Below are 21,124 nucleotides of genomic sequence, written 5' to 3'. Positions count from 1 at the left end.
AGCTGATAGAAACAGAAGCCACTGGAGCACCTCAAAAACACCATCATACACTAAATCAGTAAGTTGGCAGCATCACCTGATGTGCTGACTGTTAGAAGCATCATGGATGAAACAGTCCTCATTAATAAACACCACTGAAGGGCGCTGTGAATCACAAGCTATGGCAAGGTCATCAACGGTTTCAATGTCGTTGATTTCTCTTTTTTTAACCCCTCTACTCAACAGATACCCGGTTAAACCTAGTCGGGTGTAACTACATAAATCCATAATAATCGTTGACATGGCATACCCTCACTCAATGCGTAACGATAATTCCCCTTACCTGAATATTTCATCATGACTAAACGGAACAACATGGGTCACCTAATGCGCCACTCTCGCGATTTTTCAGGCGGACTTACTATCCCGTAAAGTGTTGTATAATTTGCCTGGAATTGTCTTAAAGTAAAGTAAATGTTGCGATATGTGAGTGAGCTTAAAACAAATATTTCGCCGCAGGAGTATCCTGGAAGATGTTCGTAGGTATTATTTTTCGGATAATCCTTAGGATAACATGATAAACGTTACGGAATTATATTAATGGCAATTCACTAATAATATCAGCCAGCAAATTAAAAATTTCACTGAATAAATGTTCGCAAAAAGACTCAATTAACGGCATTAATGCCGCCATTAAAGAGATACCGACAGTCAGAGTTAATGGAAATCCAATAACAAAAATGGATAATTGCGGGGCCATACGATTCAGTAAACCTAATGCCAGATTCAGGGTCAGCAGCAGAGTAATGAGCGGTAACGCCAGCATCAGCCCGTTAAGGAAAATCAAACTCCCTGCTTTGGTGAGTGCCAGAAACGCATTGCTGTTCAACGGTTCGCCACCAATTGGCAGGGTGTGAAAGGTATCGACCAGCAGTGAAATTAACCATAAATGACCGTTAAATGTCAGGAACAGCAATAACGCCAGCATATCCATGATACGCGCTAAAACGGGCATATTGAGATGGCTGGCCGGATCGACAAACGTCGCAAATGACAGCCCCATTTGCAGGCCGATAATTTCGCCAGCGGTTCGCACAGCGGCAAAGGCAAATTGCATGGTAAAACCAAGCGCAATGCCGATCAGGATCTGCTGCACGGCCAGCCACAGAGCAAAGAACGAAAAAACAGGAACATCGTTGGCAGGTAATGATGGGGCAATTGCGAACGTGATCATCATTGCCAGACCCAGTTTTACCCGTTTCGGCACGCTGCGTTCGCTCAGAATTGGCGCGGTAGAAATGAGCGCCAGCACGCGCAGTAACGGCCAGAAGTAGAGGCTTAACCAGGATAGCCATTGTTCGCTTGTCACCTGCAACATAGTACGGCTACCCGATGATATACGGCAGGTTAGTGAACAAGGTGCGGACGTAATCCAGCAACAGATTGAGCATCCACGGTCCGGCAATAATAATGGCAATAAATACGGCGATGATTTTTGGAATAAACGACAGCGTCATTTCGTTGATCTGGGTGGCGGCCTGCAAAATACTGATGATAAGGCCCGTGACCAGCGCCACCAGCAACAGCGGGGCAGCCAGTGCCAGCGCGACTTTCATCGCTTCAGTCCCCATCATCATGACCGATTCAGGTGTCATTTTGCCTCTCTAGCTGTAAAAGCTCTGCGCCAGCGAACCGACCAGCAATTGCCAGCCATCCACCAGTACAAACAGCATCAGTTTAAAGGGCAGAGCAATGGTGGCGGGGGGGACCATCATCATCCCCAATGCCATCAACACGCTGGCAATCACCAGGTCGATAATCAAAAAAGGGATGAAAATCGTGAAGCCTATCTGAAATGCGGTTTTCAACTCGCTGGTCACGTAGGCCGGGAGCAAAATGCGCATCGGCACGGCTTCAGGTCCCTGCAACGGGCCAGTATTCGCCAGTCTGGCAAACAACCCTAAATCCGCCTCACGGGTCTGACGCAGCATAAACTCACGCAGCGGCTGCGCCCCTTTTTCCAGCGCCTCCTGCATTGATATTTTCTCTTCGCTGAATGGCTGGTACGCATCGACATAAATTTTGTCGATCACCGGTGACATAATAAAAAAGGTCAAAAATAGTGCCAGCCCCAGCAATACCTGGTTAGGTGGCGCGGAGGGCGTTCCCAGCGCGTTACGCAATAAACCAAAAACAATGATGATGCGGGTGAAACTGGTCATCATCAGTAAAATTGCCGGAATAAACGTCAACGAGGTGATGAACACCAGCGTCTGCACCGGGAGCGACCAGCTTTGTCCACCGCCAGGCAGCGGCTGGCTGGTGATACCCGGCAGTTGCGCGAAGGCGAGGGGCGTAACCAGCCAGAGAAGGACAGGTGCGACAGACAACAAACGACGCATCAGGATCTCCCACTACGCTTAAGCAAATTTTTCATGACCGACTGAAAATCGGTCTGCGGTATCTCTTCTGTTGGTGCTGAAGGGGGAAGTTTATGCAGCAGATTGATTTGCCCTGCGGTAACGCCGAGCACCAGCCGTGCATCTTCCACATCGACCACCACAACCCGTTCACGCGCGCCCAGCGAAGCACTGGCGCTAATTTTCAGACCGTTAACGCCAGTGCGTTTCGGGGCAAATCCCAACCGTTTTACCAGCCAGGCAGCAGCGAGGATCAGGGCAATAATGGCGATGAGTGCGCCGCTGACCTGCAGCAGTGGCGCAGCAGAAACCGGCGTGGAAGATTGCACAGTAGCGTGGTTATTCATCACTAACGGCTCAGGCGACGCATTCGCTCAGACGGAGTAATGATATCGGTGATCCGCACGCCATATTTATCGGCAACGACCACCACTTCGCCCTGGGCGATTAAATAACCGTTGATCAGAATATCCAGTGGTTCGCCCGCCAGACCGTCCAGCGCCACGACGGACCCTTGCGTCAGACGCAACAGCTCTTTGATGGTCATCCGCGTACGGCCCAGCTCGACGGTCAGCTTGACCGGAATATCCATTATCAGGTCGATATCCTGCAACGTTCCGCTGACATCACCACCGCCAAATTGCTGGAACACCGCGTCGGCAGCGCTTTTGCTGCTGGTTGATTTTTGTTCGCTCAACGCTTCAGCCCACAGATCGTCCATTGCGCCGTTGTTGTCATCGGCCGGATTATTCATGTCACTCATTTGGGCTGTTCCTCGTTCAGAGAATTTAAAATCGGGTTAATCAAATGTTCTATCCGTAACGCATACTGACCGTTGAGAGTGCCGTACTGACTGGTCAGCACCGGGACGCCGTCAACATGGGCGATGATGCGATCGGGTTTTTCTATCGGCAGGACGTCGCCGGGTTTCAGTTTTAAAATCTGCGACAGGCGTAGCGAGATATCGGCAAAGTTGGCGACCAGCTCCAGCTGTGAATGCTGCACCTGGCGCACCAGGTTATCGCGCCAGTTCTGATCTTCATTACGCGAGTTTTCCAGCGGCGGGTTAACCAACAATTCCCGTAGCGGCTCGATCATGCTGAATGGCAGACAGATATTAAATTCGCCGGTCAGGTTGCCAATCTCCACATGGAACGGCGTGTTAACCACAATGTCGTTCGGCGAGGTGGTGATATTGGTAAATTTCACCTGCATTTCCGAACGCACGTACTCAACTTCCAGCGGATTAATCGCCTTCCAGGCGTCGCTATAGCCTTCAAGCGCCAGCTTTAACATGCGGTTGATGACGCGCTGTTCGGTATGGGTAAACTCGCGACCTTCCACTTTGGTCGGGAAGCGTCCATCGCCGCCAAACAGGTTATCCACGGCGATAAACACCAGACTCGGTGAAAACACCACCAGCCCTGAGCCGCGCAGCGGTTTCAGATGGATAAGGTTCAGGTTGGTCGGCACCGGCAGGTTGCGGGCAAATTCATGGTACGGCTGAATGCGGATGGCCCCGACGGTTATATCTGGGCTACGGCGCAGCAGGTTGAACAGCCCCATACGAAAATGGCGGGCAAAGCGCTCATTAATGATTTCCAGCGCCTGCAAACGTTCGCGCACAACCCGTCGTTGGGTATTCGGATCGTACGGACGAATGTCACTTTCGCCGCTAACACTGGCTGTCGGTTCGTCTTTGACTTCGCTGTCACCATTCAACAGCGCATCAATTTCAGCTTGAGAAAGAATACTATCGCCCATGTCGTTATCGCAGAATAAAAGCGGTATACAGCACGTCGGTGACATCCTGTTTCGGTTGCCCGGCAACAAGCGGGGTGGAAAGCGTGGTTTTAATCTCGGTAATCAGGTTTTTCTTGCCTTCTTCTGTCGCCAGTACGGCAGCATCCTGACGCGAAAACAGTAACAGCAAACGGCTACGGACTTCCGGCAAATACTCACTCAGCCGCGAGCGTGTAGCTTCATCTTTCAGGCGCAGGGTTATGCCGATATACAGCACGCGATCCGCATCGCCCAGATTGACCGTAAAGGTATCCAGCGCATAGAAGACCGGGGAGGGCACGACGCGTTGCTGCGCTTTGTCGTCAGCGGCAACCTGATGCGAATGCCAGTAGCTGTAACCTGCGCTGGCACAGGCCGCGAGGGTAATGAATACCAGAATCGGGATCCAAAGCGATCGCTTGCTTTTCTTGCTTATCGCGTAATCAGTCATGTGTTGCGGTCTTCCTGTGTCGCTACTGCTTATCGGCTAATTATCCTGCGTCTTGAGCGCAACAAAGCGGGGAAAAGACGCGGATTACGGTGCTACCTCTGACGTTAGGCGAAAATATCAACGCCGCTGTTGCCTGTTACGCGCCCTTGTAAAGAGACGGGAACCGGAAGCGTATCGTCTTCTTCCCCCGCCAGAGGTTCATGGTTTACTGTGCGTTGGCTTTGCTGTTGTTGGGAAGCGGCCTGCTGCTGACCACTAAAGCTTTCGCCACTGATGTTGCTTTGCCCTAACTGAATGCCACTTTCGGCCAGCTGCGTACGCAGTACCGGCAGCGCTGCTTCCAGGGCGGCGCGTACATGCTGATGCGGTGAAACCATCTGGATTTGCGCCTGGTTATCATCCACTTTGAGGGAGATTTGCACCTCACCTAAATCCTGCGGGTGCAGACGCAACTCTGCACTTTGTTGCCCCTGGCGGGTGAACAGCGAAATATGCTGGCTTAATGATTGTTGCCATTCGTGAGAACCCAGCGGTGCACTCAAAACAGGCGCGGCGACGGTGGGCAGTGGCTGTGTCTGGTGTGGAGTGATTAGCGGGCTGGCGGCAGCGGTCACCGGCGAAGGCGTGCTGATGATTTCCGCTTTACTCTGGGCTTCTGCTATCAGCGGTGTTAATGGCTGAGCTGGCGTGCCGGGGGCGTCATCAGGCTGTGCTGTTGTGAGTTGCGCAGAAGTCAGTTTTGTGAAGAGCGTTGGTTTCTCTGTCGGTAATACGGTTGACGGTGCATCAGTCACTTTGGGCGTATTGTCAAAACCCGGCAACATCGCAAAAAGGGCACTCAGGCTGGCGGTGACGTCTTCATTCAGATCATCCGCTTTTTCGTCTTTTGCCGTATTGTTGTCAGCCGCCGCAGCCAACGTTATCGTCTGAGCGGTGTTTAACGGTGTTGATGTGGATTGTTCGTCGTTGATGACAGGCGGTGTTTCATCCACAGGGATCAGTAAATCCGCTTGTTGCGCGTCGGAAACAATATCGCTGACCAGCGGCTCGCCTTTTGTCGTGGGCTTATCTGTTGCCACCAGCAACTGGGGAGTCGCTTTGTCGGTTGTTGCCTCGCCTGTTAATGCTTCGCTCAACAACGCGAGAAAATCTTGTGCAGCATCGCTGGCTTTGCCGCCAGACAATGTGGTGGTGTCAACGTCGGCGGTAATCAAGGGCGCTAAGCGAATCATTCAGGTTTCCTCATGGCGGCGCGCTGGGCGAACTCATCCATCTTTTTCTGATCGAGGCGGTTTTCTGCAAGCAGTGCCGCCGTGGATTGCCGTTCCTGCAGTGTCTGCCAGGCCTGCAAACGTTGTTTCTTTTCTCGCCAGCTGTTCAGGGCAATGTCAACTTTCTGCGTCCACTGATTAAGTTGCTGGCGATGCTGAGTAATGGCTTTTTCCAGCGTCTGGATAAACTGCTGATAGTTGATCCAGCGGTTGCTGGTCATCCCGGCACTCATATCGCTATTGAGGTTATTGCGATATTCATTCTGATAATCGATCAGCATTTTGAGCTGTTCTTCCGCCTGCTGACATCCGCGACGCATTTCACCCAGCAGGCGAGCGGCATCCTCTACCTCTTTTTCTGCCAGATCTTTCAGGGTCGCCAGCGCACCATGTTCCGCCATCTGCCGTTATCTCCTGGGTTATGACACTGTCGGGAAAATACGCTCCAGCCCCTGGAGAGACGCTTCCCAGTCCGCGCGTTCAAAAATGCCTTGTTGCAAATAGCCCTCCAGCTGCGGCCACAGGGCGATGGCTTTATCGAGCATCGGATCGCTGCCTTTGGCATACGCGCCGACGCTAACCAGATCGCGGTTACGCTGAAAACTCGACAACAGCTGTTTGAAGGTGCGCACTCGCGCGTAATGTTGCTCACTGATCAACGCCGTCATTGCGCGACTGATCGACGCTTCAATATCGATAGCCGGATAGTGCCCGGCTTCCGCCAGTCGGCGAGACAGCACAATGTGGCCGTCGAGGATGGCCCGCGCGGAGTCGGCAATGGGGTCCTGCTGGTCATCGCCTTCGGTGAGCACGGTATAAAACGCGGTAATCGAGCCGCCGCCGCTAATGCCATTTCCGGCACGCTCGACCAGTGCCGGTAATTTGGCAAACACCGACGGTGGATAACCTTTAGTGGCAGGTGGTTCGCCAATCGCCAGCGCAATCTCACGCTGGGCCATCGCGTAGCGGGTGAGGGAGTCCATAATCAGCAATACATGCTGACCACGATCGCGAAAATCTTCGGCAATTCGCGTGGCATAGGCGGCACCTTGCATTCGCAGAAGCGGAGAAACATCCGCCGGAGCGGCAATCACCACGGAGCGTGCACGCCCTTCGGCACCGAGGATATTCTCAATAAAATCTTTTACTTCGCGTCCGCGTTCACCAATCAAACCCACGACAATGACATCGGCGCGGGTGTAACGGGCCATCATCCCCAGCAGCACACTTTTACCAACGCCGGACCCGGCAAACAGCCCCATACGCTGCCCGCACCCGACGGTAAGCAGGGCATTGATTGGGCGCACGCCGGTGTCCAGCACATGTTCAATCGGTGTACGTTGCAATGGGTTAAATGGCGGGGTAATCAGCGCACCGGTTTCCGTCGTATCGGGGGAGGGGAGGCCATCGAGCGGTTTACCGCTGCCGTCCAGAACGCGACCTAATAACGCCGGACCGAGCGGCAACTGCTTGCCGCTTTGCAGCCCTTCAGCCGAAATGTTTTTGGCATAAACACGCGCGCCGGGCAGGACACCTTCCACTTCCTCCAGCGGCATTAAAAACAGCCGTTGACCGTTAAAGCCAACGACTTCGCTTTCTACTTCGTGCGTTTCGCTGCCGTTCTGGCGCTCAATCACACAGGTTGCGCCGAGCGGCAATTGTAATCCGGTGGCTTCCAGCACCAGCCCGGTAGCGCGAGTTAATCGCCCGTAGCGACGTACCGCAGGCAACTGCGCCATTTTAGCTTCGAAGTTATCCAGCGTGGTTAGCCAGCGAGTCAGGCGCGTGGTCATTACACCACTCCTGGTGCTGCCAGACGGCAGAGTTCTTGCCAGCGAGTGGCGACACTGGCGTCGAGATCGCCTTCATCGGCGGAGACTTTACAGCCGCCAGGATGGAGGGTGGGATCGCCCCGCAAGCGCCAGCCATGCAAACTTAAAGTTGCGCCGAGCATATCATCCACACGTTGCAGATCATCCGGGTGCACGCGCAGCTGCGGTTTGCCGCTGAACAACGGTTCTTGCTGCAACAACAGTTGGATCTGTTTGATCAGTGCCGAGTTATCCACCGTTGGCGTCTGACCGATCACCTGACGTGCTGCCTCCAGCGCCATCTGCATCAGGCGCGAAGCAATCACACTATCAAGCGCATCAAGGGTAGTTTGAAATTCGCTGACCAGTTGCTGCATCCGGGCATGAATTGGCGCTTGTTGAGCCTTCGCCTCTGCCAGACCTTGTTCCAGCCCCTGGGCCAGTCCTTCCTGATAGCCCTGTTCGTGACCTTGCTGGCGACCTTCGGCAATCCCCGCCTGATAACCCTGCTCGTGGGCCTGCATTTGCAGTTGCGCCAGTTGCTGCTCAAGGCTGGGTTCGGCCTCTTCAATGATGGTTTCTTCCGGCTCGACTATTGGCACAAACTCTGCCGGTGGTGGCGCAAGATCGTCCGGCATCCAGGTTTTCCACGGCAGATTATCAGACATAGGTATCCTCGCCGCTGCCAATCACCATCTCGCCGGTTTCGGCAAGACGGCGCACAATCAGCAGAATCGCTTTCTGTTCGTTTTCCACCTGCGACAGACGCACCGGACCACGGTTGGCGAGATCGTCGCGCAGAATATCGGCGGCACGTTGCGACATATTGCGCAGGAATTTCTCGCGCAGTGGCTGCTCGGCCCCTTTCAGCGCGATCAGCAACGATTCGGAATCCACTTCCTGCAACAGACGCTGAATGCTGCGATCGTCGACATCCACCAGATTCTCGAACAGGAACATCTCGTCGATAATTTTTTGCGCCAGTTCGCCGTCGAATTCACGCACGGCGGTAATAACGGCTTCTTCCTGCTGAGTTTTCATCAGGTTGATAATTTCGGCTGCCGTTCTCACGCCGCCCATTTTGCTGCGCTTGAGATTCTGACCGTCGAGCAAGCCATTCAGTACTTCGGTCAGTTCCGCCAGCGCGGCTGGCTGCACGCCGCCAAAGGTGGCGATACGCAACATCACGTCGTGGCGCAGACGTTCATCGAACAACGCCAGAATATCGGCGGCCTGGGCGCGCTTCAGATGCACCAGAATGGTGGCGATAATTTGCGGATGCTCATCGCGAATCAGATCGGCGGCACTCTGCGGCTCCATAAAGTTGAGCGTTTCAATACCGCTGGCGGTATCGCGAGTTTCGAGAATATCTTCCAGCAGGCTGGCGGCACGTTCCTCACCCAGAGCTTTGACCAATACCGAACGCAGATAATCGTTGGCGTTGATATTCAGTGCGGCAAACTGTTCAGCTTCTTGCTCAAACTCCGCCAGCACATCGGTTAGCTGCTTGTTGGAGATCTGCGTGACGTTCGCCATTGCAGCGCTCAGGGTTTGCACTTCGCGCTGGGAGAGGTGCTTGAACACCTCTGCCGCCCGGTCTTCGCCAATGGTCATCAGCAGGATGACGCTTTTATCGGTGCCTGTCAGGTTACTCATGATCGTTATTTATCCACTGGCGAATGACCAGCGCCACCACGCGCGGATCGTTATCAGACATTTCACGGATACGCTGGCTCATGACTTCTGCCCCCAGACGTTGGTTAGCGCGTCGTTGTTGGAGTTGTTCGTCTTTGCTCAGGCGGACTTCCACCGCATCTTCCACTTCCTCACGGGCCTGCGCCTGTTGCTGTACAGCTTTCATCGCCTCGGCGCGACGTGTTAACTGCGGGCGTACCGCTTTCCGCCACAGCAGCCACGCCACCAGCAGTACCAGCAACCAGCGACCGGCAGCCAGCAACTGATCGATAAACGCTTGCTGTTGCCAGAACGGCAGTTCTCCGCCGCTTTCGTCACTGCTATTGAACGGCGAGTTAACGACATTGAGCGAGTCGCCGCGTTTTTCAGAAAAGCCCATCGCCTCGCGGGTCAGATCTTCAATTTGCTTCATCTGTTCGTTGCTGAGAGGCAATGGTTTACCGTCTGGCAAGGTTTTGTAATTCACCACTACCGCGACTGACAGACGTTGCACATCGCCCACGTTCATTTTGGTATGACGAATGGTGCGATCGACTTCGTAGTTACTGGTTTCATTCCGCTGTGTGCTACGCGGCCCGCTATTGCTGGTGGTGCTCGCCTGCTGCTGGCGGTTATTTTGATTTGCCGGAGGCGTGCTGATTGGCGCGTTATTCGCAGGTGCCGGTTGATTCGACAACGCCCCCGGTACGCCGCCCGGATAACCGGAACCGCTTTGCTCGCTCTCATTAAGCTGGCGTGAACGAAGCGCCGCATGAGATTCATCACCGTTAGGGCGATACTGTTCTTCCGTTTGTTCTTTACTGGCGAAGTCCAGCTGCGCCGTGACCTGGGCGTGAATATTACCGTTACCAACAATAGGCGACAGGATTGCTTCAATACGCCGCTGAATACGGCCTTCGACATCGCTGGCATATTTCAACTGAGCATCATTAAGATCGCGCCCGCTGGTATTGGACTGGGTTAACAGATGTCCGCCCTGATCCACCAGCGTGACGTTTCCCGGCGGCAGACCAGCAACGGCGCTGGAAACCAGATGCACAATGGCGCTAATTTGCCCTTCATCGAGTGCGCGGCCGGGTAACAGATTTACCGTCACCGATGCAGAAGGGGATTTTTGTTCACGGACGAATAAAGACGGTTTCGGCATTGCCAGATGTACGCGCGCCCCTTTTACCGGGCCGATAGTTTCGATGGTACGAGAAAGCTCGCCTTCCAGCGCCCGCTGATAATTCACCTGTTCGCTGAACTGGCTGATACCAAACTTTTCCTGATCGAGTAGTTCGAAACCGACCGCGCCGCCTTTGGGCAAACCTTGTTGCGCCAGGCGCAGACGCAGCTCGTGAACTTTATCTGCCGGAACTTCAATAGCGCCGCTGGCTTCGCTGAAGCGGTAAGGAATATTCATTTGCGTCAGTTGGCTGACAATTGCGCCACCATCCTGATCGGAAAGATTGCTGAATAATGTGCGGTAGTCGGGGGCTTTCGCCCACAGGATCAGTGCGACCATGACCGCCACTGCCGCGGAACCGGCAACAATCAATGGAATTTTCGGATTCGCACGCAGGCGATTAAGCCACTCAAGAGATTTTGTCTGGGCTGCAGTCGCATTCATCGCGCACCTCGTGGCTGATTATGGACGGCGTTATTGGCAAAGTGGAACAAGACTCACTCCCGGGTCAGCAAACTCGAAAAATTGACGCTGCCATTATTTGTGCTTTCGTTTTTTTCTATCCGCCAATAAACCCGTTTTTTTGTTGCTATTTAGCGCCTTTGTCTTATTGACTTACTGGTAGGCTTTGCTACCAGAAATTATCCAGGAGACGAAAATGTCAGCGATACAGGGGATTGAAGGGGTTATCAGCCAGTTACAGGCTACGGCGATGAGTGCGCGTGCGCAGGATTCACTGCCGCAACCGACCATTAGTTTTGCCGGGCAGCTGCACGCCGCGCTCGATCGCATTAGCGATACACAAACAGCTGCCCGCACGCAGGCAGAAAAATTCACCCTCGGTGAACCCGGCGTGGCGTTAAACGATGTGATGACCGATATGCAAAAAGCCTCAGTTTCTATGCAAATGGGGATTCAGGTGCGTAATAAGCTGGTGGCGGCGTATCAGGAAGTGATGTCCATGCAGGTGTAGGTTTTGTAACCTGTTGACTATGCTTGTTTATTATATCCGATCCCACAGCGTGGGGCATGGATGGGGCAAACTCACTCAATTTCTGGTTTAAAATGGATACCTGATCCTGAAAGTTTTCTGCCATCCACGATCCGTAAACGCGATAACATGTTTTGTCTTCGCTTTGCTCCCAGGAAGAGTGAACTCATTCGTTAGCCTGGGGTTCCTTCTGATCATTATTGTTCCTGCCTTTATCTCTTGCCACGCCAGAGCCCCCTGGATACACATACACTAGGATGAAAACGGTGAGTTGTGTTCAAACTGTAGTACAATTCTCTCCAGTATGAACAGGAAAGAATATGCTATGAACCCTTATATTTATCTTGGTGGCGCAATACTTGCAGAGGTCATTGGTACAACCTTAATGAAGTTTTCAGAGGGGTTTACACGGTTATGGCCCTCTGTTGGCACAATTATTTGCTATTGTGCATCATTCTGGTTATTAGCTCAGACGCTGGCTTATATACCTACAGGGATTGCTTATGCTATCTGGTCAGGCGTCGGTATCGTTCTGATTAGTTTGCTTTCCTGGGGATTTTTTGGTCAACGACTGGACCTGCCAGCTATCATAGGCATGATGTTGATTTGTGCCGGTGTGTTAGTCATTAACTTGTTGTCACGAAGTGCACCGCATTAAAAAATAATTATCCTTGAGATAACAGGAATCTGATTTGTGCATATTATGGCTAATGTTCGGGGCACCTTTATAATTATGATTGCATTTGCGCGATCATTGCGCCTTTATGCATAATGAGATCAAGGCACATCAAATAAAATAACGATAGGTCACAACAATGAGGTTTTTATGAAAAAACTTATCGTTTCAAGTGTATTGGCATTCATAACATTTTCTGCGCAGGCCGCAGCATTTCAGGTCACTAGTAATGAAATAAAAACAGGAGAGCAACTTACAACGTCTCATGTATTTTCTGGATTTGGGTGTGAAGGTGGTAATACATCGCCCTCATTAACCTGGTCTGGTGCTCCTGAAGGCACCAAAAGCTTTGCCGTAACTGTGTATGATCCAGATGCTCCTACAGGCAGTGGATGGTGGCACTGGACTGTTGCTAATATTCCAGCAACTGTAACATATTTGCCTGCTGATGCAGGAAGACGTGATGGTACAAAACTTCCGACTGGTGCTGTTCAAGGCCGAAATGATTTTGGTTATGCAGGATTTGGTGGAGCATGTCCTCCCAAAGGAGATAAACCCCATCATTACCAGTTTAAAGTATGGGCTCTAAAAACTGATAAAATTCCTGTGGATTCTAATTCCAGCGGAGCGTTAGTTGGTTATATGCTTAATGCCAATAAAATTGCAACCGCTGAGATAACACCAGTTTATGAGATAAAGTAGGGTAAGAGTATGCTGGCAAAAGATAAGACTAACCTAAAGATTGAAGAAATACGGATGCATAAACATCATGAGATTCACAGGGTTAAGCCTCTTATGCCAGCTTTATGTCGTATCCGTCAGGGAAAAAAAGTTATCAATTGGGAGACGCATAGTCTAACTGTTGATAATAATCAGATAATATTATTTCCCTGTGGATATGAATTTTATATTGCGAATTATCCAGAAGCAGGTCTTTATCTTGCAGAAATGCTTTATTATCCCATTGATCTAATTGAAAAGTTTCAAAAATTTTATGCGATAACTGATCAAATTCGTAACACGACAGGTTTCTGCTTACCTCAGAACCCCGAGTTAATATATTGTTGGGAGCAACTAAAAACATCTATTTCCCGAGGCTTCTCAACGCAAATTCAGGAACACTTAGCAATGGGCGTTCTACTTTCATTAGGAGCACATCATGTTAATTGTTTACTTTTATCAGATAGTAAACAATCATTAATAAGTCGTTGTTATAACCTAATGCTATCCGAACCTGGAACAAAATGGACAGCAAACAAGGTAGCGAGATATCTCTACATTTCTGTTTCCACATTGCATCGCCGTCTGGCAAGCGAGGGAGTAAGTTTTCAAAGTATATTGGACGACGTGAGGTTAAATAATGCGTTGTCTGCTATACAAACGACAGTAAAACCCATCAGCGAGATTGCCAGGGAAAATGGTTACAAGTGTCCTTCTCGTTTTACTGAAAGGTTCCATAATCGTTTTAAGATAACACCAAGAGAGCTAAGAAAAGCGTCCAGAGAGTAAAAGTATTTTATGAAGGAGCAACAGCATCGATTTTTATTTTGGAAAATAAATACGGCATACTCAACCTATTGGAGTCTGAACAATCCGGTGACTTCTGCGCTAATCGGGGACGTTTCTAAGCACATATAATTGATACTATCTTCCTCCATCACAATTTCAGAAATGCACGTGTGATTTTTTTGCATCCGGCGTTTGGACTATGTGGAGCTCAAGAGTGGGAAAGTTACAAGAGGTTGAGGGGATAATTAAAGGGATGCTTATGACATTAGATATCCGGTTAGGTACGGATATCGTTGTTATTAAATCTAGTTGATACGTTAAGATGCAGCTACTGACAAAATAGCCAGGACTCCACAAAACGCCTTTGTCGTAATACCTGACTGCAATATCTGGTCGATCTCGTCGCAGTAACCTACTCGATACGCCTTTGAGGCTGTTTACCAGACTGGATATCGCCAGTTTGGGAGGATAGTTAATTAACAAATGGACGTGATCTGGTCCGCCATCCATTTCAACCCGTTCAGCTTCAAAATCAGCACATACATTTGAAAAGTAAGTGCGTAGTTTTTCTGTCGCGTCATGGTCAAAAATCTGACGTCGGTATTTAGTAACGAAGACTAGGTGAACATGCTTCAGGAAAACACAATGCCTTCCGCGTCGGATATCGGTTTCTTTTTTCATAGGCCAAAGTATGATTTGGCCCATGAAACGACTACAGGCATTCAAATTCCGGTTAAGACCAGGTGGTCAACAGGAGCGTGAAATGAGGCGCTTCGCAGGCGCATGTCGTTTCGTTTTCAATCGTGCTCTGGCGCTTCAGAATGAGAATCATGAGGCCGGTAATAAATACATCCCTTACGGGAAAATGGCTTCCTGGTTGGTTGAGTGGAAAAATGCCACTGAAACGCAATGGCTTAAAGATTCGCCCTCACAGCCATTGCAACAGTCACTGAAAGACCCTGAGCGGGCTTACAAAAACTTCTTCCGGCTTCGTCACCACGCTCAAACGGTGTGCTACCTATCGCGGCTATAAAAACAGCTTGTCCATCAGCACGATAGATAAAATAAGGCTGCTTTTTGTCGCCTTCTTTTTTCCACTCAAACCAGCCATCGGCAAAACAGATTGCCCGACCATGTTGCCAGAGCGGTTTAAACATGTGACTGGTTGCGGCAGTTTCTACGCGGGCGTTAATCAGCGGCGGTTTATCCCACCATCCGGGAGCATATCCCCAGAAAACCGGATCCAGATGAAGGTGTTCATCACGTTCACTGAGCAGAAGGACTTTGGTTCCCGGCGCGACGTTGTATCTGCCAATAGGTTCGGGATCGTAGGGAATATCGCGTTCAATATCTTCCGCGAGAAGCGCAAGGTAATCTTCACGCGTTTGGGATTGGGCAAAGCGTCCACACATAGAAACCTCCTGAGGTCACACTGAAAAGAATAGGAGAGGGGGCGGGTTAAATCTATGTGATAGAGAGGCAACGATATTCCCGCTGTGGGCCACAGCGGGAATGAGGGATTACTTCTGAATTAAATAACGAATGGTCGGCCCGTCTTGCTGAATATCCAGCACCGTATAGCCGTGATTACGCGCATCCAGTGGAATATTATTGATCGACTGCGGACAGTCGCTCACCACTTCCAGGATCTCCCCTTTTTTTAACTGCGGCATCGCCTCAAGGGTTGCGACTGCCGGATAAGGGCAGGGTTCACCCACCATATCAAGACGGTAATCAGGAACGATATTTTTCATGCGATCTCCTTAGCAGTCTGCGGTGCCGCACGGCGGAAGAAGCGTTTTTCCCAGCCAATAATCAACATTAGAGCAGCAAACAACAGCAAATATGTCACCAGCAGGCCGCCCATCGGGCCAAAGGTTTTCAGCAGGTTGATTTTGTCCCAGTCGGTGGCCAGCGCCGGAGCGAAATCATCCCAGTAGTACGCCAGAATCGTTGAGCCGATCACGTTGCCCAGACCGACCCACCAGTAGTGCACCTGGCCTTCTACCGCGCGGTACATCCAGCCGGTTTCGCAGCCGCCTGCCAGCACGATGCCAAAACCAAACAGTAAACCACCAATTACCGCGTTTGGTCCCGCCCACATGATTTTGGGTTCAACGCCTAACTGTACGTAACTGAAGATCCCGATGGCACTTACCGCCATACCGATAATGATTGCTTTCGCCATATGGGTACGTCCGGTGATCCACATGTCGCGGAACGCCGAAGTAAAGCAGATTTGCGCACGTTCAATCAGTAAACCAAAGCCGACGCCAAACAGCATTGCCAGCCCCAGTTTGGGCTGGTTCATCGCCGTCAGCAGCGCCCAGCCCAGCAGGCCGAAAAAGACCAGCATCCCGAGACGAAAACGACGCCGCGCCTGATCCGGTTTTTGCGTCAACGGTGAGGCAGCAGAAACTTTCTGCATTTTCACGGGAATACGGAAGATGGGCAGAAGGGTAAAGCGCGCGCCAAACCATGAACCAATGGCAGTGGCGATGGCAAAGAACCAGGCGTGCAGCGAGAACTGTGGAATTCCGGTAAAGAACGCCGCCAGGTTACAGCCCATTGCCAGACGTGCGCCAAAACCGGCGATAATACCGCCAATGATGGCCTGCATAATGCGGATACGGCTGCGCGGCATGCGCAGTTTGACATTGTTGGCCCACAGCGCTGCGGCAAAACAGCCGCCAAACATACCGAGGATCATCATTCCGTCGATGCGGGTTAATGGCGATCCTTCCAGATGGATAATTTTAAAATAACCCCACTCTTCAGCATGGACGCCGAACAACTGCAGGAGCTGACCGCCCCAACGGGTAAATTCACCTGTGACAGCCCAAAAGGTGCCAGTGATGCCAAAATAGTAAGTGGAGAGAATACCCGCCGCGATGACCGCGGGGATGGGCGCCCAGAATTTAATCAACCAGGCGTGTTTGAATTGCTGCCATGACATGAATGTAGCCTCTGAACTCAGAAGGTTTGAAACAAGAGTCGCGAATCATACACCATGCAAATTTATTTTCGGGGTAATAATTCACAAAAATAATGGTTAGATCAAATTTCTCTCTGAACCTGGAAAGGCTGGCGACATCAGGGCTTTAATGCCACAATCCTCTTTTCTTCTCATGCAGGACGAATGATGAAAAAACTCGCAATTGCAGGTGCGCTCATGTTGCTGGCGGGCTGTGCCGAAGTCGAAAACTATAACAATGTCGTGAAAACCCCCGCGCCGGACTGGCTGGCGGGCTACTGGCAGACCAAAGGGCCGCAACGTGCGTTGGTCAGTCCGGAAGCGATAGGCAGCCTCATTGTCACTAAAGAGGGCGATACCTTGGATTGCCGTCAGTGGCAGCGGGTGATTGCCGTGCCGGGTAAGTTGACATTGATGTCTGATGATCTCACTAACGTTACCGTAAAACGTGAGCTGTACGAGGTTGAGCGTGACGGTAACACCATTGAGTACGATGGTATGACGATGGAGCGTGTGGATCGCCCGACGGCAGAGTGTGCCGCCGCGCTGGATAAAGCGCCGTTACCGACGCCACTGCCGTAATGAAATCTCCCCGGCTTGCCGCCGGGGATGGATTTAAATCACCTCTTCGATAACCCACACGCTGACGCTGCCGCCGTTGCAAAAGAAGGTCGCTTCGCCGTTTTCGTCTGTCACTACGCTCTCTTGCCGGTTCCCCAGAAAATCACGCCAGGTTTTATTGCCGTAATTCTCTCCCAGATGAATGGTTTTTTCGCCATCATCTCCGTTCGACATGACCACCACGCAGCCGGGATATTCGTCGGTGCCACTGCGGCTAAAGGCAATGCAGTTCGGATGGTCGAAAAATAACGTCTGTACACCGTGGGCGAAACGCTGACGGGCGAGAATTAACTCATCAAGCTGTTCGATTATTGGCATATCTATCGGATAGGTTTGCCCGTCACCACCGACATCTTCGTAATGTGCACCGTAGAGGTCCGGATAGAACACCGAAGGAACGCCATTTTCCCGCAACAAAATTAAGGCATACGCCAGCGGTTTAAACCACGGTTCGACGGGGGCTTCGAGGGCTTGCAACGGTTGGGTGTCGTGGTTGGCAACGAGGGTTACGGCGTGAAAAGGATCGGCTTCCACCAGCGTCCCAGTGAAGATCTGCGTCATGTCGTAGTCGCGACCCATGCGCGATGCTTCATGGAATTTCATCTGCAGCGGCGCATCAAACAGCATGGTTTTGCCTTCCACCTGATCAATATACGTTTGCAGTTTATCGACTTCATGCGACCAGTATTCAGCCACAATAAACAACGGCTTTGGCGCAACTTCCTGTACGTGTTCGATCCACTCTTTATAAAACCATGCCGGAATATGTTTGACCGCATCAAGACGAAAGCCGTCGCATTGCGTTTGTTCCATCACCCAGCGCGCCCAGTATTTAATCTCTTCCGTCACGGCATGATTGCGAAAATCGATATTCTCCCCCATCAGATAATCGAAATTACCGAGTTCATCATCAACCTGATCGTTCCAGCCTTCTCCGGTATAGTCGTTAACAATTTTAAAAATGCCATCTTCATCAGGGTTTTCGATATGGTCGATACCGCTAAAACATTTGAAATCCCAGATAAACTGCGAGTATTGCCCGGCACGAGCGGGGAAGGTGTAACGCGTCCAGCCTTCACACTCAATGATTTCTTCGTCAATTTGCGTACGGTCATCAGCATTTACACGCTGCACGCGAATAGCTTCTTTTTCATCCGCGCCCATTTTGTGGTTGACTACCACGTCCAGCAGCACCGCAATGTCATTACGTTTCAGGGCGTCAATGGCGGCCAGCAGTTGTGCTTTATCACCATATTTAGTAGGGATGCTGCCTTTCTGATCAAACTCACCTAGATCAAATAAATCATAGGAGTCGTAGCCGACCGAATAGCCGCCCGATGCGCCTTTATAGGCGGGCGGCAACCAGACCATATTGATACCAATATCATTAAAACCGTCTGCGCGCTCGGCCAGTTCAGGCCAGAGCTTACCGCCTTCCGGGTAATACCAGTGAAAACATTGTAACAGCGTGGGATTACGCATTCTTCGACTCCATTCAAGGGGAATATTAGAAGCGTAGCCGTAATCGGATTATTCGCGAGCCATCGGCTCATTAAGATTCAAAAGAGGTTATCCTGCGGAGCCAGCACAAAGCCGCCCTGATCGCCATAGGCACTTAACACCGATTTTTGCACCGATGACTGACCGACCAGTTTCGCCAGTTCATCCATCCGAATCTGTAATAACTGTTTTACCTTGCTTTCGTTGTCGAGAATCAGGCGCAGCATCGGGCGGAGCTGCTCCTGCATCGTAGTGGACGGGGCAACCTCTTCAGTCAGGTGTGCGATCTCCTGCACCGCATTCACATACGCCATTTCGCTGGCGATGAGTTCGTCCCATTGTTCTTCCGTTGCCAGGCGTAACATGAGCTGGCTTTTTTCGACGAGTTGTTGCCAGGCGAAATACAAATGCGGTGTATTGTTCATCAGACTGGGTCCTGAATCAAAGAAGGGGAGAGTAAAGACTCTTTCCAGGCATCGGCAATATTGCGCATTAATGCTTCCACTTCTTCGACTGCGGAGACATCGTTACGTAAATTGGCTTGCAGCAAGCGCCTGACCATATAGCTATAAAGAGCAATCAAGTTTTGGGTTAATTCGTCTTTGCTCTCTTCATCAAGACTCACCCGCAGTCCGTTCTCAATGATGTTGATCGCTTTTGATAAAGAGACGCCTTTGCCTTGCTGATTGTTGTCTTGCATAAACAGGCGCGCTCTAACCAGTACGCTCAGCACTCCATCAAATAGCATGGTGACCAGCTGCTGTTGGCTGGCGCTCATTACGGCGCTTTCGACGCCAATTTGTGCATAGGCCTGGGTGCCTTTTGCCGCGTACATAGTCTCTCCTGAAGATTATTTCGAGTTGCTATTTGAGGTGTCGAACTGCTGTGTCAGATAGCTACTAGTGGAGTTCAGCGAGTTCATTAACACATCTAATTGGGTGAACTGGGCTTTATAGCGCGTCATTAAGGTATCGATACGTTCACTGGCTGCGTTGTACTGGTCGGTCAAATTATTCAGCGTTTTGCTGACGCCATCTTTTGCTGCCTGGATTATCCCGGTGGAAGAGAGCCAACTGGTCAGGTTGTTACTAATGCCGGTGGTTACCCCAGTACTTTTGCCGTCACCTATAAACATTTCACCGATACCAGCGGCATCATTTTTTAGCGCCGTTTGCAGTTTGTCGGTCGCGATTTCCAGCTTGCCGGTACTGGCATCGCTGGTAATGCCAATCTGTGCCAGCGTTTTATAGTTTGAACTGCTGTGAGTATTGGCGAGCAAGGTTTTAAGCTGAGTCTGGATGGTACGCAGTGTGGAGTCACCGAGTAATGCGCCATTACTGGAGTCCTGACTTTCAGCTCCGGCATCGACAGCGGTGTATTTGGTTAAGCTGCTGAATGTATCCTGCAATGTGTTATAGGCATCCACCCACGCTTTAACCGCATTTTCAGCTTTGGATGTGTCTTTACTGATGGTCAGTGTCTGATTACCGGTGGTGACGTCATTCAGGTTGAGGGTGATATCTTCCAGTGAGTCGCTGATAGTGTTACTGCTGTTTTCAATCTCAACGTTATTGACTGTCAGTTTGGCGTTTTGCGCGGTGACGCTTTCAATCATGCCATTGCTGCTATCACCCGGCGTTCCGTTGTAACCCATAAAACTTTCCAGGGCGCTGTCGCCGCTGACGCTAAGTTTCATAGCGTTATTGCTGCCCGTATCGTTAGCGGTGATGGACAGACGATATTCGCCGTTTCCCACATTGATGATACTGGCGCTGACACCAGCTTTGGCGTTGTTAATGGCATCGCGAATGCCGGAAAGTGACGAGTTACCCGCGCTGATATCAATCGTGACCGGATCTTTACCGCCGCCTTGTTGGATGGTCAGTACGCTATCGCTGGTGGCGATGGCGGCTTTACTGTCTTTTTGACTATTTTTTGTTGTCAGCGTCTGTGCCTGCGCCAGTTGGCTAACGCTAATGGTGTATTTCCCAGCAATCGCGCTGCCCGTGGTGGTGGCGCTGAAAGCCGATGAACTGCTGGTGGTTGAGGTGGCGGTAAATAAATCGGCTTTATTCAGTGCTGTGTTGGCTGTCTGGAAACTCTCTAGTGCACTTTTCAGCGTCCCGTAGGCGCTCAGTTTCGCGGTGTAAGAGCTTTGCTGTTTTGATATCGGCGTCAGGGTAGATTTTTCTGCCGCCTCCAGACTGTCAAGGATGCTGCTTAAGTCCAGCCCCGACCCAACCCCAAGCGTTGAAATACTAGCCATATAGTTTCCT

Annotated in this window: 25 protein-coding genes and 3 pseudogenes; 6 read left to right on the top strand and 22 right to left on the bottom strand. The window is 51.0% G+C overall.

The window, feature by feature from the left end:
- Positions 1 to 75: 75 nt before the first annotated feature.
- The 14 genes and pseudogenes from rcsA to fliF all read right to left on the bottom strand — a co-directional run.
- Positions 76 to 282, bottom strand: a pseudogene (gene rcsA / locus RTW80_RS05040) (transcriptional regulator RcsA); the annotation flags it as partial.
- 289 nt (positions 283 to 571) lie between these two features.
- The gene (fliR, locus tag RTW80_RS05035; protein ID WP_032247654.1) at positions 572 to 1,357 is read right to left on the bottom strand and encodes a flagellar biosynthetic protein FliR; all 786 of its coding nucleotides are present in this window, start codon (positions 1,355 to 1,357) and stop codon (positions 572 to 574) included.
- 7 nt (positions 1,358 to 1,364) lie between these two features.
- Positions 1,365 to 1,634, bottom strand: a complete 270-nt coding sequence (gene fliQ, locus RTW80_RS05030) for a flagellar biosynthesis protein FliQ (protein ID WP_000187358.1) — start codon at positions 1,632 to 1,634, stop codon at positions 1,365 to 1,367.
- 9 nt (positions 1,635 to 1,643) lie between these two features.
- Positions 1,644 to 2,381: a flagellar type III secretion system pore protein FliP gene (fliP, locus tag RTW80_RS05025; RefSeq protein WP_001253450.1), complete on the bottom strand. Its 738-nt coding sequence runs from the start codon at positions 2,379 to 2,381 to the stop codon at positions 1,644 to 1,646.
- Positions 2,381 to 2,746 (bottom strand): flagellar biosynthetic protein FliO, encoded by a 366-nt coding sequence (fliO, locus tag RTW80_RS05020; protein WP_001295640.1) that lies wholly within the window; start codon positions 2,744 to 2,746, stop codon positions 2,381 to 2,383. Before fliO ends, fliP begins: the two co-directional genes overlap by 1 nt.
- Positions 2,747 to 2,748: 2 nt before the next feature.
- Positions 2,749 to 3,162 carry a flagellar motor switch protein FliN gene (gene fliN, locus RTW80_RS05015; RefSeq protein ID WP_001282098.1) on the bottom strand — a complete coding sequence of 138 codons (414 nt, stop codon included), beginning with the start codon at positions 3,160 to 3,162 and terminating at the stop codon, positions 2,749 to 2,751.
- On the bottom strand, positions 3,159 to 4,163 hold the full coding sequence (gene fliM / locus RTW80_RS05010; protein ID WP_063119343.1) for a flagellar motor switch protein FliM: 1,005 nt from the start codon (positions 4,161 to 4,163) through the stop codon (positions 3,159 to 3,161). Before fliM ends, fliN begins: the two co-directional genes overlap by 4 nt.
- A 4-nt stretch (positions 4,164 to 4,167) precedes the next feature.
- Positions 4,168 to 4,632: a flagellar basal body-associated protein FliL gene (gene fliL, locus RTW80_RS05005; RefSeq protein ID WP_000133108.1), complete on the bottom strand. Its 465-nt coding sequence runs from the start codon at positions 4,630 to 4,632 to the stop codon at positions 4,168 to 4,170.
- 104 nt (positions 4,633 to 4,736) lie between these two features.
- Positions 4,737 to 5,864 carry a flagellar hook-length control protein FliK gene (locus tag RTW80_RS05000; protein ID WP_000620129.1) on the bottom strand — a complete coding sequence of 376 codons (1,128 nt, stop codon included), beginning with the start codon at positions 5,862 to 5,864 and terminating at the stop codon, positions 4,737 to 4,739.
- The gene (gene fliJ / locus RTW80_RS04995; protein ID WP_000807584.1) at positions 5,861 to 6,304 is read right to left on the bottom strand and encodes a flagellar export protein FliJ; all 444 of its coding nucleotides are present in this window, start codon (positions 6,302 to 6,304) and stop codon (positions 5,861 to 5,863) included. Before fliJ ends, RTW80_RS05000 begins: the two co-directional genes overlap by 4 nt.
- Before the next feature lie 18 nt (positions 6,305 to 6,322).
- Positions 6,323 to 7,696, bottom strand: coding sequence for a flagellar protein export ATPase FliI (gene fliI / locus RTW80_RS04990; protein ID WP_032247651.1), 1,374 nt, complete (start codon positions 7,694 to 7,696; stop codon positions 6,323 to 6,325).
- The gene (fliH, locus tag RTW80_RS04985) at positions 7,696 to 8,382 is read right to left on the bottom strand and encodes a flagellar assembly protein FliH (protein ID WP_001282658.1); all 687 of its coding nucleotides are present in this window, start codon (positions 8,380 to 8,382) and stop codon (positions 7,696 to 7,698) included. The genes fliI and fliH overlap by 1 nt, the downstream gene beginning before the upstream one ends.
- Positions 8,375 to 9,370, bottom strand: coding sequence for a flagellar motor switch protein FliG (gene fliG / locus RTW80_RS04980; protein ID WP_000067950.1), 996 nt, complete (start codon positions 9,368 to 9,370; stop codon positions 8,375 to 8,377). The genes fliH and fliG overlap by 8 nt, the downstream gene beginning before the upstream one ends.
- Complete coding sequence (gene fliF / locus RTW80_RS04975; protein ID WP_000994427.1) at positions 9,363 to 11,021, bottom strand: flagellar basal-body MS-ring/collar protein FliF; 1,659 nt, start codon at positions 11,019 to 11,021, stop codon at positions 9,363 to 9,365. Before fliF ends, fliG begins: the two co-directional genes overlap by 8 nt.
- A 214-nt stretch (positions 11,022 to 11,235) precedes the next feature.
- On the opposite strand from fliF, the gene fliE reads away from it, so the two are divergent.
- The 4 genes from fliE (at position 11,236) to RTW80_RS04955 (ending at position 13,753) form a co-directional block, all read left to right on the top strand.
- Entirely contained in the window at positions 11,236 to 11,550 is a 315-nt protein-coding gene (gene fliE, locus RTW80_RS04970) for a flagellar hook-basal body complex protein FliE (protein ID WP_001274295.1), read from the top strand.
- A 343-nt stretch (positions 11,551 to 11,893) separates the two neighbouring features.
- Positions 11,894 to 12,226 carry a multidrug efflux SMR transporter EmrE gene (gene emrE / locus RTW80_RS04965; protein WP_001070440.1) on the top strand — a complete coding sequence of 111 codons (333 nt, stop codon included), beginning with the start codon at positions 11,894 to 11,896 and terminating at the stop codon, positions 12,224 to 12,226.
- A gap of 168 nt (positions 12,227 to 12,394) precedes the next feature.
- The gene (ybcL, locus tag RTW80_RS04960) at positions 12,395 to 12,946 is read left to right on the top strand and encodes a Raf kinase inhibitor-like protein YbcL (RefSeq protein WP_001310919.1); all 552 of its coding nucleotides are present in this window, start codon (positions 12,395 to 12,397) and stop codon (positions 12,944 to 12,946) included.
- Between the two features lie 9 nt (positions 12,947 to 12,955).
- Positions 12,956 to 13,753, top strand: coding sequence for a helix-turn-helix transcriptional regulator (locus RTW80_RS04955; protein WP_000879825.1), 798 nt, complete (start codon positions 12,956 to 12,958; stop codon positions 13,751 to 13,753).
- Between the two features lie 156 nt (positions 13,754 to 13,909).
- On the opposite strand, the gene tnpA is transcribed toward RTW80_RS04955, so the two are convergent.
- Complete coding sequence (gene tnpA / locus RTW80_RS04950; protein WP_001347174.1) at positions 13,910 to 14,434, bottom strand: IS200/IS605 family transposase; 525 nt, start codon at positions 14,432 to 14,434, stop codon at positions 13,910 to 13,912.
- A 22-nt stretch (positions 14,435 to 14,456) separates the two neighbouring features.
- Here tnpA and RTW80_RS04945 point away from each other — a divergent pair.
- A pseudogene (locus RTW80_RS04945) lies at positions 14,457 to 14,747 on the top strand (helix-turn-helix domain-containing protein); the annotation flags it as partial.
- On the opposite strand, the pseudogene RTW80_RS04940 reads toward RTW80_RS04945, so the two are convergent.
- The 3 genes and pseudogenes from RTW80_RS04940 to yedE all read right to left on the bottom strand — a co-directional run.
- Positions 14,740 to 15,165 (bottom strand): annotated as a pseudogene (locus tag RTW80_RS04940) (SOS response-associated peptidase family protein); the annotation flags it as partial. The pseudogenes RTW80_RS04945 and RTW80_RS04940 overlap by 8 nt on opposite strands.
- Positions 15,166 to 15,273: 108 nt before the next feature.
- Entirely contained in the window at positions 15,274 to 15,507 is a 234-nt protein-coding gene (gene yedF, locus RTW80_RS04935) for a sulfurtransferase-like selenium metabolism protein YedF (RefSeq protein WP_000790504.1), read from the bottom strand.
- A complete protein-coding gene (yedE, locus tag RTW80_RS04930; protein WP_000118890.1) occupies positions 15,504 to 16,709 on the bottom strand; it encodes a selenium metabolism membrane protein YedE/FdhT in 1,206 nt (401 codons plus the stop codon). The genes yedF and yedE overlap by 4 nt, the downstream gene beginning before the upstream one ends.
- 186 nt (positions 16,710 to 16,895) lie before the next feature.
- Here yedE and yedD point away from each other — a divergent pair, with 186 nt between their 5' ends.
- On the top strand, positions 16,896 to 17,309 hold the full coding sequence (gene yedD / locus RTW80_RS04925; RefSeq protein WP_001295642.1) for a lipoprotein YedD: 414 nt from the start codon (positions 16,896 to 16,898) through the stop codon (positions 17,307 to 17,309).
- Positions 17,310 to 17,342: 33 nt separating this feature from the next.
- Here yedD and amyA read toward each other — a convergent pair whose 3' ends face one another.
- The 4 genes from amyA to fliD all read right to left on the bottom strand — a co-directional run bounded on the left by amyA (position 17,343) and on the right by fliD (position 21,114).
- On the bottom strand, positions 17,343 to 18,830 hold the full coding sequence (gene amyA, locus RTW80_RS04920) for an alpha-amylase (protein ID WP_001245699.1): 1,488 nt from the start codon (positions 18,828 to 18,830) through the stop codon (positions 17,343 to 17,345).
- Positions 18,831 to 18,907: 77 nt separating this feature from the next.
- Positions 18,908 to 19,273: a flagella biosynthesis regulatory protein FliT gene (gene fliT / locus RTW80_RS04915; RefSeq protein ID WP_032247646.1), complete on the bottom strand. Its 366-nt coding sequence runs from the start codon at positions 19,271 to 19,273 to the stop codon at positions 18,908 to 18,910.
- Positions 19,273 to 19,683: a flagellar export chaperone FliS gene (fliS, locus tag RTW80_RS04910; RefSeq protein WP_063119342.1), complete on the bottom strand. Its 411-nt coding sequence runs from the start codon at positions 19,681 to 19,683 to the stop codon at positions 19,273 to 19,275. The genes fliT and fliS overlap by 1 nt, the downstream gene beginning before the upstream one ends.
- Before the next feature lie 15 nt (positions 19,684 to 19,698).
- A complete protein-coding gene (gene fliD / locus RTW80_RS04905) occupies positions 19,699 to 21,114 on the bottom strand; it encodes a flagellar filament capping protein FliD (RefSeq protein ID WP_000146830.1) in 1,416 nt (471 codons plus the stop codon).
- Positions 21,115 to 21,124: the final 10 nt, after the last annotated feature.

The sequence above is a fragment of the Escherichia sp. AM3 genome (assembly GCF_032029835.1).
Taxonomy (GTDB): Bacteria; Pseudomonadota; Gammaproteobacteria; order Enterobacterales; family Enterobacteriaceae; genus Escherichia; species Escherichia coli.
The sequence above is the reverse complement of the archived record's forward strand: the minus strand, read 5'-3'. Positions and strand labels throughout refer to the sequence as shown.